This window comes from Streptomyces incarnatus (assembly GCF_001027185.1).
In the GTDB taxonomy this organism is placed as follows: domain Bacteria; phylum Actinomycetota; class Actinomycetes; order Streptomycetales; family Streptomycetaceae; genus Streptomyces; species Streptomyces puniciscabiei.
In genome coordinates, this window is record NZ_CP011497.1 from 1,546,561 (window position 1) to 1,562,015 (window position 15,455).

Annotated in this window: 11 protein-coding genes; 4 read left to right on the top strand and 7 right to left on the bottom strand. The window is 72.7% G+C overall.

Going from position 1 to position 15,455, the window contains the following annotated elements:
- Positions 1 to 24: 24 nt before the first annotated feature.
- The 6 genes from ABB07_RS06845 to ABB07_RS06870 all read right to left on the bottom strand — a co-directional run bounded on the left by ABB07_RS06845 (position 25) and on the right by ABB07_RS06870 (position 7,450).
- Positions 25 to 867, bottom strand: a complete 843-nt coding sequence (locus ABB07_RS06845; protein WP_208897860.1) for a nitrilase-related carbon-nitrogen hydrolase — start codon at positions 865 to 867, stop codon at positions 25 to 27.
- A gap of 155 nt (positions 868 to 1,022) precedes the next feature.
- On the bottom strand, positions 1,023 to 2,588 hold the full coding sequence (locus tag ABB07_RS06850; RefSeq protein WP_208897861.1) for a PucR family transcriptional regulator: 1,566 nt from the start codon (positions 2,586 to 2,588) through the stop codon (positions 1,023 to 1,025).
- Positions 2,589 to 2,605: 17 nt separating this feature from the next.
- Positions 2,606 to 3,889: an aspartate aminotransferase family protein gene (locus ABB07_RS06855; protein WP_208897862.1), complete on the bottom strand. Its 1,284-nt coding sequence runs from the start codon at positions 3,887 to 3,889 to the stop codon at positions 2,606 to 2,608.
- Positions 3,886 to 4,728: a nitrilase-related carbon-nitrogen hydrolase gene (locus ABB07_RS06860; protein ID WP_208897863.1), complete on the bottom strand. Its 843-nt coding sequence runs from the start codon at positions 4,726 to 4,728 to the stop codon at positions 3,886 to 3,888. Before ABB07_RS06860 ends, ABB07_RS06855 begins: the two co-directional genes overlap by 4 nt.
- Positions 4,729 to 4,934: 206 nt before the next feature.
- Positions 4,935 to 7,061, bottom strand: coding sequence for a hypothetical protein (locus ABB07_RS06865; protein WP_208897864.1), 2,127 nt, complete (start codon positions 7,059 to 7,061; stop codon positions 4,935 to 4,937).
- A gap of 137 nt (positions 7,062 to 7,198) precedes the next feature.
- Positions 7,199 to 7,450: a helix-turn-helix domain-containing protein gene (locus tag ABB07_RS06870; RefSeq protein ID WP_208897865.1), complete on the bottom strand. Its 252-nt coding sequence runs from the start codon at positions 7,448 to 7,450 to the stop codon at positions 7,199 to 7,201.
- 62 nt (positions 7,451 to 7,512) lie between these two features.
- Between ABB07_RS06870 and map the strand changes: the two genes are divergently transcribed.
- Together map and ABB07_RS06880 are read left to right on the top strand one after the other, a co-directional pair.
- Complete coding sequence (gene map / locus ABB07_RS06875) at positions 7,513 to 8,289, top strand: type I methionyl aminopeptidase (RefSeq protein WP_208897866.1); 777 nt, start codon at positions 7,513 to 7,515, stop codon at positions 8,287 to 8,289.
- A 176-nt stretch (positions 8,290 to 8,465) separates the two neighbouring features.
- Complete coding sequence (locus ABB07_RS06880) at positions 8,466 to 11,006, top strand: ATP-dependent Clp protease ATP-binding subunit (protein ID WP_208897867.1); 2,541 nt, start codon at positions 8,466 to 8,468, stop codon at positions 11,004 to 11,006.
- Positions 11,007 to 11,073: 67 nt separating this feature from the next.
- Here the strand turns inward: ABB07_RS06880 and ggt are convergent, their stop codons facing one another.
- Positions 11,074 to 12,876 carry a gamma-glutamyltransferase gene (gene ggt, locus ABB07_RS06885; RefSeq protein ID WP_208897868.1) on the bottom strand — a complete coding sequence of 601 codons (1,803 nt, stop codon included), beginning with the start codon at positions 12,874 to 12,876 and terminating at the stop codon, positions 11,074 to 11,076.
- Between the two features lie 142 nt (positions 12,877 to 13,018).
- Here ggt and ABB07_RS06890 point away from each other — a divergent pair, with 142 nt between their 5' ends.
- Entirely contained in the window at positions 13,019 to 13,762 is a 744-nt protein-coding gene (locus ABB07_RS06890) for a hypothetical protein (protein WP_208897869.1), read from the top strand.
- Between the two features lie 108 nt (positions 13,763 to 13,870).
- Positions 13,871 to 15,439, top strand: coding sequence for an alpha/beta fold hydrolase (locus ABB07_RS06895; protein ID WP_208897870.1), 1,569 nt, complete (start codon positions 13,871 to 13,873; stop codon positions 15,437 to 15,439).
- Positions 15,440 to 15,455 lie beyond the last annotated feature (16 nt).

Consider the following 15,455-nt stretch of genomic DNA (forward strand, 5'->3'; position numbering starts at 1 on the left):
CCTCCTGTGTCGAACGGCGTACGGTCAGGGCGCGGTCAGCGGCGTGTACGCCCCCGGCGCCCGGTCCCGGTAGAACTGCCAGCGGTCGCGGACCTCGCGGAGTTTCGCCAGGTCCAGGTCGCGTACGACGAGTTCGGTCTCCTTGTCGCTCGCGACCTCGCCGACGAACTGGGCCTCGGGGTCCACGAAGTAGGTCGTGCCGTAGAAGTCGTTGTCGCCGAGGTCCTCCACGCCGACCCGGTTGATCGCGCCGACGAAGTACTCGTTGGCGACGGCCGCCGCCGGCTGCTCCAGCTGCCAGAGGTAGCGGGACAGGCCGCGGGAGGTGGCCGAGGGGTTGAAGACGATCTCGGCACCGGCGAGGCCCAGGGCCCGCCAGCCCTCCGGGAAGTGGCGGTCGTAGCAGATGTAGACGCCGATCCGGCCGACGGCGGTGTCGAAGACGGGCCAGCCGCTGTTGCCCGGGCGGAAGTAGAACTTCTCCCAGAACCCGCGCACTTGGGGGATGTGGGTCTTGCGGTACTTGCCGAGGTAGGAGCCATCCGCGTCGATCACGGCGGCGGTGTTGTACAGCACGCCCGGCTGTTCCTCCTCGTACATCGGCAGGACGAGGACGATGCCCAGCTCGCGGGCGAGGGACTGGAAGCGCTGGACGGTCGGGCCCTCGGGGATCCGTTCGGCGTACTCGTAGAAGGCCTTGTCCTGGACCTGGCAGAAGTAGGGGCCGTAGAACAGCTCCTGGAAGCAGAGGACTTGGGCGCCCTGCGCGGCCGCGTCGCGGGCCGCCTGCTCGTGGACCTGGATCATGGATTCCTTGTCGCCGGTCCACGCGGTCTGGAACAGGGCGGCACGGATCACTCGGCTCATCGGGACCTCCGGTAGCTCGGTGTGCCGTGAGCGTAGAGAGCCCGCGAGTGGCGTTCGACGGGCAGCGTGTCACGTCTGCGGGCGCCCGGCGTGCCACCGTGTCACGTCTGCCAAGTCCCATGTTTCACCGCCGTTTTCCCAGGTCGTCGCATGTTTCACCCCTGTTGCGCGTCGTGCGCGAGGAGCGCGATGTGCACGGAGGCCGCCTGTTCGAAGTCGTCCAGGTCGACGCCGAGGCGGGTCTGTATGGCCTCCAGGCGGCGGTAGAGGGCGGGCCGGGAGACATGGTGGAGCTGGGCGGTGCGGGACTTGTTGCGGCCGGTCGCGAGATAGGTCCGCAGGACGTTCAGCAGCTCTGGTTCGGACGCACACAGCAGCCCGTCCAGTTCCCGCTCGGCGAAGGACTGCACCTGCGGGTCGTCGCGCAGCAGCCGGATCAGCCCGCGCAGGTGGACGTCCTTCAGGCGGACCACGGCCGGCAGGTCGAGGGCGGCCGAGGAGTCGGCGACGGCGTCGGCGACGTGCCTCGCCTCGCGCAGCCCGGCGGGGACGTCGTCCCAGCCGGTACGGGGCTCGCTGGCCGCGACCACGGCCGGTGATCCGGCGCGCAGCCGGGCCGCGAAGTGGGCGGTGAGGGCCTCGGCGTCCTGGTCGCGGGCGAGGCTGAGCAGCACGGCGGCCCGGCCGTCGGCGAGCTCGGCGACCAGCCCGGACAGCCCCAACAGGCGCAGCACGCGGTCGAGTTCGTCCGGAGCGCGACCGAGGACGACGAGCGGGACGAAGGTGCGCCGGTTGACCGGCAGCCCGGCCGCCCGCGCCCGGGGCAGCAGCCGGCCGGCCGGTACGACTCCGGAGACCAGGTCGGTGAGCAGGCTCTGCGCGGACTCCTCCTCCCAGGAGTGGGCGGAGCCGCCGCCGAGCATGCGGTGCAGGACCAGCGCCTCGGCGGCCCGGTCGGCGAGCAGCCGCCCGGTGGCCGCATCGCCCCGGTAGCCGCACAGCAGCAGCCGGCCCCAGCGCTCCCCGCGGCCGCCGAGTTCGGCGCTGATCCAGCCGCCGTCCGGGCGGGCCGAGGCCTGCCGGGCGATCCGCTCCCAGTCGCGCAGCACGTCGTCCACCGCGGACCGCTCCCCCGCCGTGGCGAGGACGCGGTGGGCGAGGTTGGTGACCACGACCGGGCAGCCGCTGTGCCGGGCGACCTCGTCGAGCAGCCGCTGCAGCGGGGCACCGGCGGTGATCAGGGCGGTGAGGTCGGTCCGTACGGTCTCCGAGAGGCTGACGGCGGCGAACTTCCGCCGCACCAGCCGGGACTGGACCTCCTCGGTCAGCTCGGCGAACGGGAAGGGCCGGTGCAGGACGACCATCGGCAGCCCGCACCGCTCGGCGGCCCGGCGCATCACCTCGGGCGGCGTCGGGAAGGCCCGCCCGAGGCCGAGGACGACGGCGGCGGCCTCCGCCCGGTGCAGCGACTGGACGTACTCGGCCTGCTTGGCCTCGTCGCCGGCCAGGAGGACGCCGGTGGTGAGGACCATCTCGCCGCCGCTGAGCATCACGCCGACGTCGGCGGCCTCGGCGACATGCACCCAGCGCACCGGCCGGTCGAGCTGCGCGGCACCGGCGACCACCTCGGGTTCCCCGGCGAGCACCCGCTCCAGGGTGAGCACCTGGCGCACGGAGAGGGCGGGTTCCCATGCGTACCGGGTCTGCGAGGTGGTGGTCATGGCCGTACCGCCGTTCTCTAGTACGTACTCCTGAGCGCCCGGTCCAGAATCGCCGCGCCCTCCTCGGCCTCGGCGACCGTGAGGGACAGCGGCGGGGCGATGCGCAGGGCGCTGGTGTTGTGGCCGCCGCCCTTGCCGATGAGCAGCCCGCCCTCGCGGGCCGCCTCCAGCACGGCCGCGGCCGCCTGCGGGTCGGCCTCGTCGGTGCCCGGCCTGACCAGCTCGACGCCGATCATCAGCCCGCGGCCGCGCACCTCCCGGACTCCCGGCAGCTGGGCGGCGACGGCCCGCAGCCGCTCGATGAGCAGGCCGCCGACCCGGCGGGCGTTGCCCTGGAGGTCGTGTTCGAGGAGGTAGGTGAGGTTGGCGAGACCGGCGGCCATGGTGAGCTGGGTGCCGCCGAAGGTCGAGATGCTGTTGGCGTCCAGGCAGTTCATGATCTCGGCGCGGGCGATCACCCCGCCGATCGAGGTGCCGTTGCCGATGCCCTTGGCGAAGGTGACGAGGTCCGGCGGGCCGCTCCGCGCGTGCGCCTGCCAGCCCCAGAAGTGGTCGCCGGTGCGGCCCCAGCCGGTCTGCACCTCGTCGGCGATCCACAGGATGCCGTGCTCCTTCAGGACCTCGCGGAAGGCGGCGTAGAGCCCGTCGGGCGGGGAGGTGAAGCCGCCGACGCCCTGGATGGGCTCGGCGATCAGCGCGGCGGGCGGGCGGGTGTGGCCGAGGATGTCCTTGAGATCCGCGACGCACGCGTCGATGAACGCGCGGTCGTCCAGCTCGGCGAACGGGCCCCGGGTGCGCACCCCGCCGTGCACGTACAGGGTCTGCAGCGGGGACAGCGAGGTCGGCGACCAGCCGCGGTTGCCGGTGATGCCGACCGTGCTGAAGGAGCGGCCGTGGTAGCTGTTGCGCATCGCCAGGATCGTGTTGCTGCGCCGGTACGCGGTCGCGAGCAGCAGGGCGGTGTCGTTGGCCTCGGTGCCGGAGGTGGTGAAGAACACCCGGGCGTCCGGGATGCCGCTCATCTGGGCGATGCGCTCGGCGAGTTCGACCATCGGCCGGTTCAGGTACAGGGTCGAGGAGTGGATGATCCGCCCGGCCTGCTCACTGACCGCCTTGGTCACCTCGGGCAGCGCGTGCGCGGTCATCGTGGTCAGGATGCCGCCGAAGAAGTCCAGGTACTTGTTGCCGGCGGAGTCCCAGACGTGCCGTCCCTCGCCGTGGGTGATCTCGAGCGGCTCGTCGTAGTAGAGCGCGAGCCAGTCGGGCATGACCTGGCGGTGGCGGGAGTAGAGGTCGTTCACGGCTGCACCAGCCCTTCGTAGGCGTCGGGGCGGCGGTCGCGGTAGAAGGCCCACTGCTGCCGCACTTCCTCGATCAGGTCGAAATCGAGGTCACGGACGAGGAGTTCCTCGGACTTGTCGCTCGCGACCTCGCCGACGAACTGCCCGCGAGGGTCGACGAAGTAACTGGTCCCGTAGAAGTCGTTGTCGCCGTACTCCTCCTGGCCGACGCGGTTGATGGCGGCGACGAAGTACTCGTTGGCGACGGCCGCCGCCGGCTGCTCCAGCTGCCACAGGTAGGCGGACAGCCCGCGGTGCGTGGCCGACGGGTTGTAGACCAACTGGGCGCCGTTGAGGCCGAGTTGACGCCAGCCCTCCGGGAAGTGCCGGTCGTAGCAGATGTAGACGCCGACCCTGCCCACGGCGGTGTCGAAGACGGGCCAGCCCAGATTTCCGGGCTTGAAGTAGTACTTCTCCCAGAAGCCCTTGACCTGCGGGATGTGGTGCTTGCGGTACTTGCCGAGGTAGGTCCCGTCGGCGTCGATCACGGCGGCGGTGTTGTAGTAGAACCCCGACTGCTCGACCTCGAAGACGGGGACCACGACGACCATCCCGGTCTCGCGCGCGAGGTCCTGCATCCGCCGCACGGTCGGCCCGTCGGGCACCGGCTCGGCCCAGCGGTAGTGCTCCTGTTCCTGGACCTGGCAGAAGTAGGGCGAGTTGAAGACCTCCTGGAACCCGATGACCCTGGCGCCCCGCCGGGCCGCCTCACGGGCGTGCTCCTCGTGTTTCGCCACCATGGACTCGGTGTCGCCGGTCCAGGTGGCCTGGACCAGGGCGGCTCGTACGACGTTGGCCATGAGCTGCTCCTTCGACGGGACCGTCAGAGCCTCTACGCCCGTAGAGCAGGCCGTAGAGGGACGAAAGTAAGCCTCCGGGAGGCCCTTGCCAAGACCATCGTCGTCAACCCGCGGAGTCGATCACGTTTCTTACTCCTGTGGGTGAGCCAGGGGAACGCTCGAAGGGGTGAAACGGAGCATACCCGGACGAGGTGACGGCCCGCCGGTCACGTCGTGTGCCCGGCCACCCGCAGCGCGTGCACGAGGTCCCAGTGGCGCTCCTCGGACACGGCCCGCGCGGCGTGCAGCAGCAGGGGCACGAGCCGGCGCGGATCCGGTACGACGCTCCGGGCGGCCTCCTCCGCGGTGCGCCCCCGCACCCAGGCGTCCAGCAGCGCCGCCGCCTCCCGCCGGCGCCCCTCCTCCTCCAGCCGCAGCACGGCCGCGCCGATCTGCTCCGCCGGGCGGGCCACGCCCTGGCGCAGCAACTGGAGCCCGTCGGCCTCCCGTCCGGCGGCGGTGAGCGCATCGGCGGCGGCGACCAGCCGCTCCGCGGGCAGCGAGGCGGTCTCCCACAGCAGGGTCGCCCAGTCGGCGCCGAGTCCGGCGCGGTGCAAGGCGTCGGCCAGCGCCGGGAACCGCCCGGGAGGCCACTGCACGACCTCGACGAGCAGCACATGCGCCTCCCCGCTGCGCCCCTCGGCCCGGAGCCGCCCGAGCCGCTCCACGACCCCGGCCACGGCCACCTCCGCCTCGGCGTCCACCACCTCTACGGGCGCCGCCGCCGCGGGCTCGGCCGCCTGCCCGGCCCCGGCGAACCGCGCCCCACGCGGCGTACGGCGCGCGGGCGCCTCGGGCACCTCCGCGGGGGCCGCCGGCGGCACCACGACAGCGGCCGCCGCCCCCTCCTCCACCATCCCGGCGAACCGCGCACTGCCCCGCCGGCGCTTACGCGGCTTACCGGGGGCCGAGGAGGAGGGGAGCGGGGCGGCGGCTTGGGGTTCGCCCGGGATGGTGCGAGGAGCGAGGGTGGGGGCCGCTGGGGCGTGGGTGGGGAGGGGGGACTCCGGGGCGCGGACGGTGCGGGAGGACGCCGGGGCCTGTTGCCCGTCCTGACGCGCGCCGGGAGAGGGCGCGGCGGCCTGGGCGGGGAGCGAGGTTTGCGCGGCCTGACCGGCATCGGGAGAGGGCGCGGCGGCTTGAGGAGGGAACGAGTCGGCGTGCGGGGCCGAGGCGGAGGCGGCGGGGTGCGGAGTCCACACGGATGCCTCGGTGTCCGGAGTCTGGGGCGACGCGGGCATACCCGGGATCCGACCGGGCACCGCGGCGTGCGGGGCGCGAGTGGGGTCGTCCGTCAGTGCGGCCAGGTTCGTGGTCTCGGCGGGAGCGGAGCTGTCGTCGGGCAGGGCGTCTCGGCCTGGTGCGAGGGGGCTCGTGGTGTGGTCGGTCGGGCTGAAGGGGCGGTCGATACGCGCATCGCCGGGGACGGAGCCGGCGGCCCAGGGCTCCGGTTCGGCCAGCGAGCGGTACGCCGGCCCGGCCGGGCGCCGGGCGTGATCGCGGCCGGTGTCCCGCAGGGGCGGTGAGGCCTTCGCCGGCGCGCCGCGCCCCCGTACCTCCAGGTCCTCGCCTTCGTCCCACGGCGGCCCGGACTCCTCCCCGAGCCGCGTCCCGCCCGAACGCCTGACCCGCCACTGCCGCTCCCCCTCCCCCGCGCGGCCATCGCGCTCGGCCTGCCGGAAACGGGGCGGCACCTCCGCGGGAACCCCCTCCGCGCCCCCGCCGCCCGCGGCCCACGACGGCCCGGTCTCCCCCCGATGCCGCACCCCGCGCGCCCGCACCGCCGCCCGCCGGTCCAGCTCCGTCAAGCGGGAGCGGAGTTCGGCGCACCGCGCGGTGGCGCGGTCGTGGTCGTCCTGGGCCCAGGCGAGGTCGAGGCGGAGGGAGTCGGCGTCTTCGGGGACGGGCCCGGCGGACAGCAGGCGGGCCAGTTCCGCATGCCGTTCGGCGGCGTAGCGCTGTTCGCGGAGCATCACGTCGAGGCGGTCGAGCAGAGCGTCCCGCGCGCCGGGGCGGGCGTCGTACGCCGTGAGCGCGGCCCGGTACAGGGCGCGGGCCCGTTCCCGCTCGGCGGCCGCGGCGGCGGAGCCGTACGCCGCGGCGAGGTCCTCCAGCAGCGCCTCCACCACGTCCCAGGGCGGCACCTCGCGGCCGTCCAGGCAGGCCCGCATGCCGTCGGGGTCGCGCTGCCAGAAGACCCCGCTCCACCCAGCGCCCTGGTCCAGGCGCGCCAGCAGGCCGTCCAGATAGCTCGCGAACTCCCGCACTCCCCCGGGGAGTCGATCCACGACCATCGCTCAGCTCCCGCCCGACCGCCGGCACTTCCGGTGGGTAGGCAACACGAGTCGTGTTACGGCGCTGCTACACAGAGTTTTCCGGCAGAGTGCGGGCGCCTCATCGCGGACTCACGCCCACTGCGCGGACCGGCCCCTCACACGGGCACGAGGGCACAGCGCGCCACCAGCTCGTCCATCGACAGCCCGAGGGCCCCGGCCAGTGCGGCCACGGTGAAGAACGCCGGTGTCGGCGCCCGGCCGGTCTCGATCTTGCGCAGCGTCTCGGCGGAGATGCCCGCCTGCGCGGCGACCTCGGGCATGCTCCGCCCGCCGCGCGCCTCGCGCAGCAACTGTCCGAGCCGCTCGCCGCGTTCGCGCTCTTCGGGGGTCAGGGGGGTGCGCACCATGCGCCCATTCTAATACCGCCCCCAACCATGCCCCCCATTAAAATACCGGTATAGTAATTGGCATGGTGGAACTGAAGACGGACACTTCGATCGACGCGATGCACGCGGCCGGCCAGGTCGTCGCACGGGCCCTGACCGCCGTACGAAGCGCCGCCGGCGTCGGTGTCTCCCTGCTGGAGCTGGACGAGGTGGCACGGGAGGTACTGCGCGAGGCCGGGGCTTCGTCGCCGTTCCTCGGCTACCGCCCGTCCTTCGCCCCGACCCCCTTTCCCGCCGTGATCTGCGCCTCCGTGAACGACGCGATCGTGCACGGCATCCCGACCCCCCACCGCCTCCGCGACGGCGACCTGGTCTCGATCGACTGCGGCGCCACCCTGGACGGCTGGGCCGGCGATTCGGCGATCAGCTTCGCGGTGGGCCGCCCCCGCCCGGCGGACCTGCGCCTGATCGAGACGGCCGAGCTCGCACTGGCGGCCGGCATCGCGGCGGCCGTCCCCGGCAACCGCATCGGCGACATCGCCCACGCCGTCGGCCGGATCTGCCGCAGCGCCGGCTACGGCATCCCCGACGGCTTCGGCGGCCACGGCATCGGCCGCCGTATGCACGAGGACCCCGACGTCCCCAACGAGGGCCGCCCGGGACGGGGACTGCCGTTGCGCCCGGGCATGGTCCTCGCCATCGAGCCCATGCTCATCAGCAGCGGCAAGGACACCTACTACGCAGCGGCCGACGGCTGGACCCTCCGCACCGCCGACGGCTCCCGCGCGGCCCACGTCGAGCACACGGTGGCCATCACGGACTCGGGTCCCCGGATCCTCACGGCGCGGGAGGCGCCCTGAAGGGGCGCGGGGAACTGCGCGAGCAACCACAGACATCCCGCAGCCGCGGGACGGACAGCGAGCCCCACCCCAGTAGGCGAAAATGCCACCCCCCACGGTTCGTGTCATCGTGGGCATGAACAGCCCCCACCCGGTTACCCGGCGGAGCCAGTCGTCAGCGAAGGAAGCGCATCGCCATGACCAACGGCTACCCTCCTGACCCCTTCGGTGAATTCCTGGCCCGCTTCTTCGGCGGATCGGGCGGGGCCCGCGGCACGCCCCGCCACATCGACATCGGCCGGCTGCTCAGCCAGCCGGCCCGCGAGCTGGTCAGAGGGGCCGCCTTGTACGCCGTCGAGCACGGCAGCCGGGACCTGGACACCCAGCACCTGCTGCGCGCCGCCGTCGCGGCCGAGCCCACCCGGAGCCTGCTGAGCAGCGCGGGCGCGGACCCGGACTCGCTCGCGTCGGAGATCGACGACCGGGCCGGCCCGGCGCAGCACCCGCCGGGCGAGGCGCCGCCGCCGACGTCGCTGTCGCTCACCCCGGCGGTCAAACGCGCCCTGCTGGACGCGCACGACCTGGCGCGGGCCAGCGGCGCCGGGTACATCGGCCCGGAGCACGTCCTGAGCGCGCTGGCGGCGAACCCGGACTCGGCGGCGGGCCACATCCTGCACGCGGCCCGGTTCTCGGCCGGCTCCATGCCGCCGGAGGCCCCGGAGAGCGCCCCGGTCCGGATGGAGCGGCCGCGCGCCACCGGCACGCCCACGCTCGACAAGTACGGCCGTGACCTGACCGAGCTGGCCCGGCAGGGCCGGATCGACCCGGTCATCGGCCGGGACACCGAGATCGAGCAGACCATCGAGGTACTGTCCCGGCGCGGCAAGAACAACCCGGTGCTGATCGGGGACGCGGGGGTGGGCAAGACGGCCATCGTCGAGGGCCTCGCCGAGCGCATCGCCGACTCGGACGTGCCGGACGTGCTGGCCGGCCGCCGGGTCGTGGCGCTGGACCTGACCGGCGTCGTCGCCGGCACCCGCTACCGGGGCGACTTCGAGGAGCGCCTGAACACCATCGTGGAGGAGATCCGCTCCCACTCGGACAAGCTGATCGTGTTCCTCGACGAGCTGCACACCGTCGTGGGCGCGGGCTCCGGCGGCGAGGGCGGCTCCATGGACGCGGGCAACATCCTCAAGCCCGCCCTGGCGCGCGGCGAGCTGCACATCGTGGGCGCGACCACGCTGGAGGAGTTCCGGCGGATCGAGAAGGACGCGGCGCTGGCCCGCCGGTTCCAGCCGATCCTGGTGCCCGAGCCGACGACCGAGGACACGATCGAGATCCTGCGCGGGCTGCGCGACCGGTACGAGGCCCACCACCAGGTCCGCTACACCGACGAGGCGCTGGTGGCCGCCGTGGAGCTGTCGGACCGGTATCTCACCGACCGGCGGCTGCCGGACAAGGCGATCGACCTGATCGACCAGGCGGGCGCGCGGGTCCGGCTCGGTGCCGGGACGAAGGGCGCGGACGTGCGCGCGCTGGAGCGCGAGGTGGAGCAGCTGGTCTGCGACAAGGACCAGGCGGTCGCGGGCGAGGACTACGACAAGGCCAAGGAGCTGCGCGACCGGATCGGCGAGCTGAAGCAGCGCATCGCCGAGGCGAGCCACGAGGACAAGGCCGACGAGGGGCTGGACCTGGAGGTGACGGCGGAGGCCATCGCCGAGGTGGTGTCCCGGCAGACCGGCATCCCGGTCAGCCGGCTCACCCAGGAGGAGAAGGAGCGGCTGCTCGGCCTGGAGGAACACCTGCACCAGCGGGTCGTCGGCCAGGAGGAGGCGGTCGCCGTCGTCTCCGAGGCCGTGCTGCGCTCCCGGGCGGGCCTCGCGAGCCCGAACCGGCCGATCGGCAGCTTCCTGTTCCTCGGCCCGACCGGCGTCGGCAAGACCGAGCTGGCCCGGGCGCTGGCGGAGGCGCTGTTCGGCAGCGAGGACCGCATGGTCCGGCTCGACATGAGCGAGTACCAGGAGCGGCACACCGTCTCCCGGCTGGTCGGCGCCCCGCCCGGGTACGTCGGCCACGAGGAGGCCGGCCAGCTCACCGAGGTCGTACGCCGGCACCCGTACTCGCTGCTACTGCTGGACGAGGTGGAGAAGGCCCACCCGGACGTCTTCAACATCCTGCTGCAGGTCCTGGACGACGGCCGGCTGACCGACTCGCAGGGCCGGACGGTGGACTTCACCAACACGGTGATCGTGATGACCAGCAACCTCGGCTCCGAGGCGATCATCCGGCGCGGTGCCGGGATCGGGTTCGGGCCGGGCGGCGCGGAGGCGGACGAGGAGGCGCGGCGCGAGCAGATCCTGCGGCCGCTGCGCGAGCACTTCCGGCCGGAGTTCCTCAACCGCATCGACGAGATCGTGGTCTTCCGGCAGCTGACGAGCGAGCAACTGCGGCAGATCACCGACCTGTTGCTGGAGGGCACCCGGCGGCTGCTGGACGGGCAGGGCGTCGCGGTCACGTTCACGGACGCGGCCGTCGACTGGATCGCCGAGCGCGGCTACCAGCCGGAGTACGGCGCCCGGCCGCTGCGCCGCACCATTCAGCGGGAGGTGGACAACCAGCTGTCCCGGCTGCTGCTGAACGGCACGATCACCGAGGGCAGCCGGGTGACGGTGGGTGTCGCGGACGGGCGGCTGGACTTCCGTACCGAGGAAACCCAGCCGCCCGCACCGGAGTTGTAGGCCGCGCCGGCCTGCGCAGAGCCGGCCTGCGCAGAGCACCGGAGCTGCAGGCCGCGGCGGCCGGCGACTACGGCGCCGGGTCCACCACCATCGCCGAGCCGCCGCCGCGTCGTACCTTCTCGGCGGCGGCCAGCCACTTGCCGCCCGGCAGCCGTTGCACACCGGTCGCCGCGCCGATCTCGGGGTTGAGCTTGAAGGAGTGGCCGATGGCCTCCAGCTGTTTCCTCAGGTCGCTGTTGTAGAGGGCCGGTTCGAGTTCCGTCTGGGCCGCGTTGCGCTGGCTGGCGCGCGGTGCGGCGATGGCGTCGACCAGCGGCAGATGACGGTCGAGGAACTCGGTGAGGGTCTGCAGCACGGTGGTGATGATGGTCGCGCCGCCGGGCGAACCGAGCGCCACCACCGGCCGGTTGCTCCTGTCCAGCACGATCGTCGGGGAGATCGACGAGCGCGGCCGCTTGCCCGGGCCGGGCAGGTTCGGGTCGTGCACGGCCGGGTTGGCGGGGGCGAAGGAGAAGTCGGTCAGCTCGTTGTTGAGCAGGAAGCCCCGGCCGGGCACGGTGATGCCGCTGCCGCCGGTCTGCTCGATGGTGAGCGTGTAGGAGACGACGTTGCCCCACTTGTCGGCCACGGTCAGGTGGGTGGTGTTCTGGCCCTCGTACGTCGTCGGGGCCGCCGTACCGCCCTTGCCGCAGGCCGCCGGGTGGCGCGGGTCGCCGGGGGCGAGCGGGCTGGTGAGGACCGCGTCGTCCTTGATCAGGCAGGCCCGCGAGTCGGCGTACCGCTGCGACAGCAGTTCCGTCGTCGGTACGTCCTCGAAGGCGGGGTCGCCGACCCAGCGCCCGCGGTCGGCGAAGGCGATCCGGCTCGCCTCGATGAAGTGGTGCAGGTACTGCGTCTCGCTCGCCTTCGACAGGTCGGTGTTCTCCAGGATGTTGAGGGCTTCGCCGACCGTGGTGCCGCCCGAGGAGGAGGGCGCGATGGAGTACACGTTCAGGCCGCGGTACGACGTCCTGGTGGGCGCCTGGAACTTGGCCCGGTAGACGGCGAGGTCCTTCTCCTCCAGCTTGCCGGGGCGGGCGTTCCAGCCGGAGGCCGGGTCCACGGGCGGGTGTTCGACCGTCTTGACGATGTCGTCGCCGATGTCCCCGCGGTAGACGGCGTCGATGCCCCTGCGGCCCAGTTCCTCGTAGGTGCGGGCGAGTTCGGGGTTCTTGAACGTGGAGCCGACGACCGGCAGCTGTCCGTTCGGCAGGAACAGCTTCGCGGTGTCCGGGAAGTAGCGGAACCGGGTCTCGTTGGACGCGGTCTGCGAGCGGAAGGTGTCGTCCACCGTGAAGCCGTCACGGGCTATCCGCTCGGCCGGCCGCAGGACCGTGCCGAGCCGCCTGCTGCCCCACGCCTCCAGTGCGGTCTGCCAGGTCGCGGGCGTGCCGGGGGTGCCGACGCTCAGGCCGCTGCTGACGGCGTCCGCGAAGGCGAGCGGCTTGCCGTGCTCCACGAACAGGTCGGAGTCGGCGCTGAGCGGCGCCGTCTCGCGGCCGTCGATGGTGTGCACCGTGCGCGACTTGGCGTCGTAGTAGACGAAGTAACCACCGCCGCCGATGCCGGCGGAGTACGGCTCGGTGACGCCGAGCGCGGCGGCGGTGGCGACGGCCGCGTCGACCGCGTTGCCGCCGTGTCTGAGCACCTCGATGCCGGCGGCGGAGGCGTCGGGGTCGACGCTGGCCACCGCGCCGCCGTAGCCCACCGCCACGGGAACCTTGGTGGGCGTGCCGGTCGTTGTCGCGGCGGGCGGTGCCGCCGCCCCCACCGACACCAGCGCGGCCGAGACCGCCAGAACCGCCATTCTCCGCGTGCCAGGACGACCCATCCGTACCTCCCGTCGGGACAGTCCGCGCAGCGTAACCAGATTGCCGTAGTACCGACAGTACGCCTGGGTGTCCTGCCACACGACCGTCACGTGTCGAACACCGGTACGTAGCAGTAGCCCGGGACCGCTACCATGCGCGGCCATGAACGACGACGTGCGCAACATCGTCCTGGGCCTGGTGGCGACCGGGATATCGGCCTCGCTGGGCTGGCTCGCCCGTACGTATCTGTGGCGCCGCAAACTGCGCCGCAAGCAGGCGTTCTTCGGGCTGCCGGACAACTCCGAGTCGCTGCTGGTGGTCAACCGTGACGCGGGCGGGCCGGAACTGACGGTGACGCGGAACGACGTGTTCGCGCTGCTGGAGCTCTCGGCCCTGATCAAGGACTGCCACGCGAACGCCCGGGTCGTCGCGCACGACGGCGCCCAGCAGGGCTTCGGCGAGCGCACCGAGTTCTGCCTCGGCGGCCCGGCCTCCAACCGCCGGATGGCCGCCCATCTCGCCTCGCTGGTGCCGGGTGTGCGGGTGAACACCGACGGCGAGCCCGGTCCGGACCGCGGCGCCTTCCGCATCGGCGGCGAGAACTACCGGCTGGAGAAGGGCCGGAGCGAGTACGTGCTGCTCGCCCGGCTCACCATGGGCCGGGACGCCCGCCCGGTCTTCCTCTTCTGCGGCCAGCGGGCCATCACCAACCAGGCCGCCACCCGCTATCTCGCCCGCCACCACGAGCGGCTGCACCGCAAGTACGGCACGGGGTCCTTCGTGCTGCTGCTGAAGGTGGTCAACTCGCAGGCGTACGGCCCGGATGTGGTCGAGCTGGTGGCGGACGTGACGCGGGCGGCGCGCACTCCCCTGCCCGAGACGGCCTCGGCCGACCCGGCCGCCTAGCCGTCCAACAAACTTTACTGGTACGTAACTTACCGACGGGTTACTTGCGGTAAGGGCGTCCGGTTACCGTCGGGTCACTTTGCATGCGAACAGTTGAAGGAGTGACCCATGGGACACGGTCGCACCATTCTGCGCACCACCGCCACGGGAGCCGTCTCGGCGGCGCTCATCGCCGGAAGCGTCGTCGGCCTGGCGCCCGCCGCCCAGGCCGCCGGCCCGGGCGTCCGGTTCGTCGACATCACCGGCGACGGCGGCACCGTACTGAAGGGGAACGTCGTCACGCCCGCGGGCGCCGACGGCTCGCACCGCTACCCCCTCGTCGTGCTGCCCACGAGCTGGAGCCTGCCCCAGGTGGAGTACCTCGCCCAGGCGCAGAAGCTCGCCGACGCCGGCTATGTGGTGCTCACCTACAACGTGCGCGGTTTCTGGCAGTCCGGCGGACAGATAGAAGTGGCCGGTCCGCCGGACGTAGCGGACGCCTCCAAGGTCATCGACTGGGCCCTCGCCAACACCCCGGCCGACCCGCGGCACGTGGGCATGGCCGGGGTGTCGTACGGCGCCGGGATCAGCCTGCTCGCCGCCGCGCACGACAAGCGCATCAAGGCCGTGGCCGCGCTCAGCGGCTGGGCGGACCTGATCGACTCGATCTACTCGGGCCGCACCCAGCACGTCGAGGGGGCCGCCGTGCTGGACGGCTCGGCCACCCTCACCGGCCGGGAGAGCCCCGAACTGCGCGAGATCTTCGACAACTTCTACGCCTCCAACCTGTCCAAGGAACAGGAGATGATCGACTGGGGGCGGAAACGCTCCCCCGCCACCTATGTCGACCAGCTGAACAAGAACGGCGCGGCCGTCATGCTCGCCAACGCCTGGGGCGACACCATCTTCCCGGCGAACCAGGAGGCCGACTTCTACCGGAAGCTGACGGTCCCCAAGCGCCTGGAGCTGCGCCCCGGCGACCACGCGACCGCCGAGCTGACGGGCCTGTTCGGGCTGCCCAACGACGTCTGGACGGACACCGTGCGCTGGCTCGACCGCTATCTGAAGGGCGCCGACAACGGCATCGACCATGAGCAGCCGGTCCAGCTGAAGTCCCGTAGCGCGGGGGGATACGAGGGCTACCCGGACTGGAAGTCGATCGAGGCGACGCGCAGGAAGCTCGCCCTGGCGGGCTCCACCACCATCCACGCGAACGTCGACTCCGGCGCGGACGGCGGGGTCGTCTTCCTGTCCAGCATCCTCGACCAGGTCGCCCAGCTGCCGCCCATGGCCGCCATCCCGCTGCTGCCGCGCCGCTGGGCGGCCGTCTGGCAGTCGGAGCGGTACGGCAGCACCCAGAAGGTGCGCGGCACGGCCACCCTGCACACCACGCTCACTCCGACCGCGGAGAGCGGCACCCTCGTCGCCTACCTGTACGACGTCGGGCCGCTCGGCATCGGCAAGCTGGTCACCAACGCGCCGTACACCTGGCACGGGCGGACACCCGGCGAGCCGTTCGACGTGGACCTGGACCTGTTCTCCACGGCCTACGACGTTCCCGCCGGGCACCGCCTCGCGCTGGTGGTCGACACGGTCGACCCGCTGTACATCGAGCACAACCCGTCCGGCGCGCAGCTGACCTTCTCCTCGCCCCCGGACGACCCGTCGTACGTGTCCGTCCCGCTCGGCGAGCAGTGATCTCCGGCTGCCGCCG

Bases quoted from the DNA above. Each gene is read 5' to 3' on its own strand.
- ABB07_RS06845 (WP_208897860.1), bottom strand. From the start codon at position 867: ATGAGCCGAGTGATCCGTGCCGCCCTGTTCCAGACCGCGTGGACCGGC.
- ABB07_RS06850 (WP_208897861.1), bottom strand. From the start codon at position 2,588: ATGACCACCACCTCGCAGACCCGGTACGCATGGGAACCCGCCCTCTCC.
- ABB07_RS06860 (WP_208897863.1), bottom strand. From the start codon at position 4,728: ATGGCCAACGTCGTACGAGCCGCCCTGGTCCAGGCCACCTGGACCGGC.
- ABB07_RS06865 (WP_208897864.1), bottom strand. From the start codon at position 7,061: ATGGTCGTGGATCGACTCCCCGGGGGAGTGCGGGAGTTCGCGAGCTAT.
- ABB07_RS06870 (WP_208897865.1), bottom strand. From the start codon at position 7,450: ATGGTGCGCACCCCCCTGACCCCCGAAGAGCGCGAACGCGGCGAGCGG.
- map (WP_208897866.1), top strand. From the start codon at position 7,513: ATGGTGGAACTGAAGACGGACACTTCGATCGACGCGATGCACGCGGCC.
- ABB07_RS06880 (WP_208897867.1), top strand. From the start codon at position 8,466: ATGACCAACGGCTACCCTCCTGACCCCTTCGGTGAATTCCTGGCCCGC.
- ggt (WP_208897868.1), bottom strand. From the start codon at position 12,876: ATGGGTCGTCCTGGCACGCGGAGAATGGCGGTTCTGGCGGTCTCGGCC.
- ABB07_RS06890 (WP_208897869.1), top strand. From the start codon at position 13,019: ATGAACGACGACGTGCGCAACATCGTCCTGGGCCTGGTGGCGACCGGG.
- ABB07_RS06895 (WP_208897870.1), top strand. From the start codon at position 13,871: ATGGGACACGGTCGCACCATTCTGCGCACCACCGCCACGGGAGCCGTC.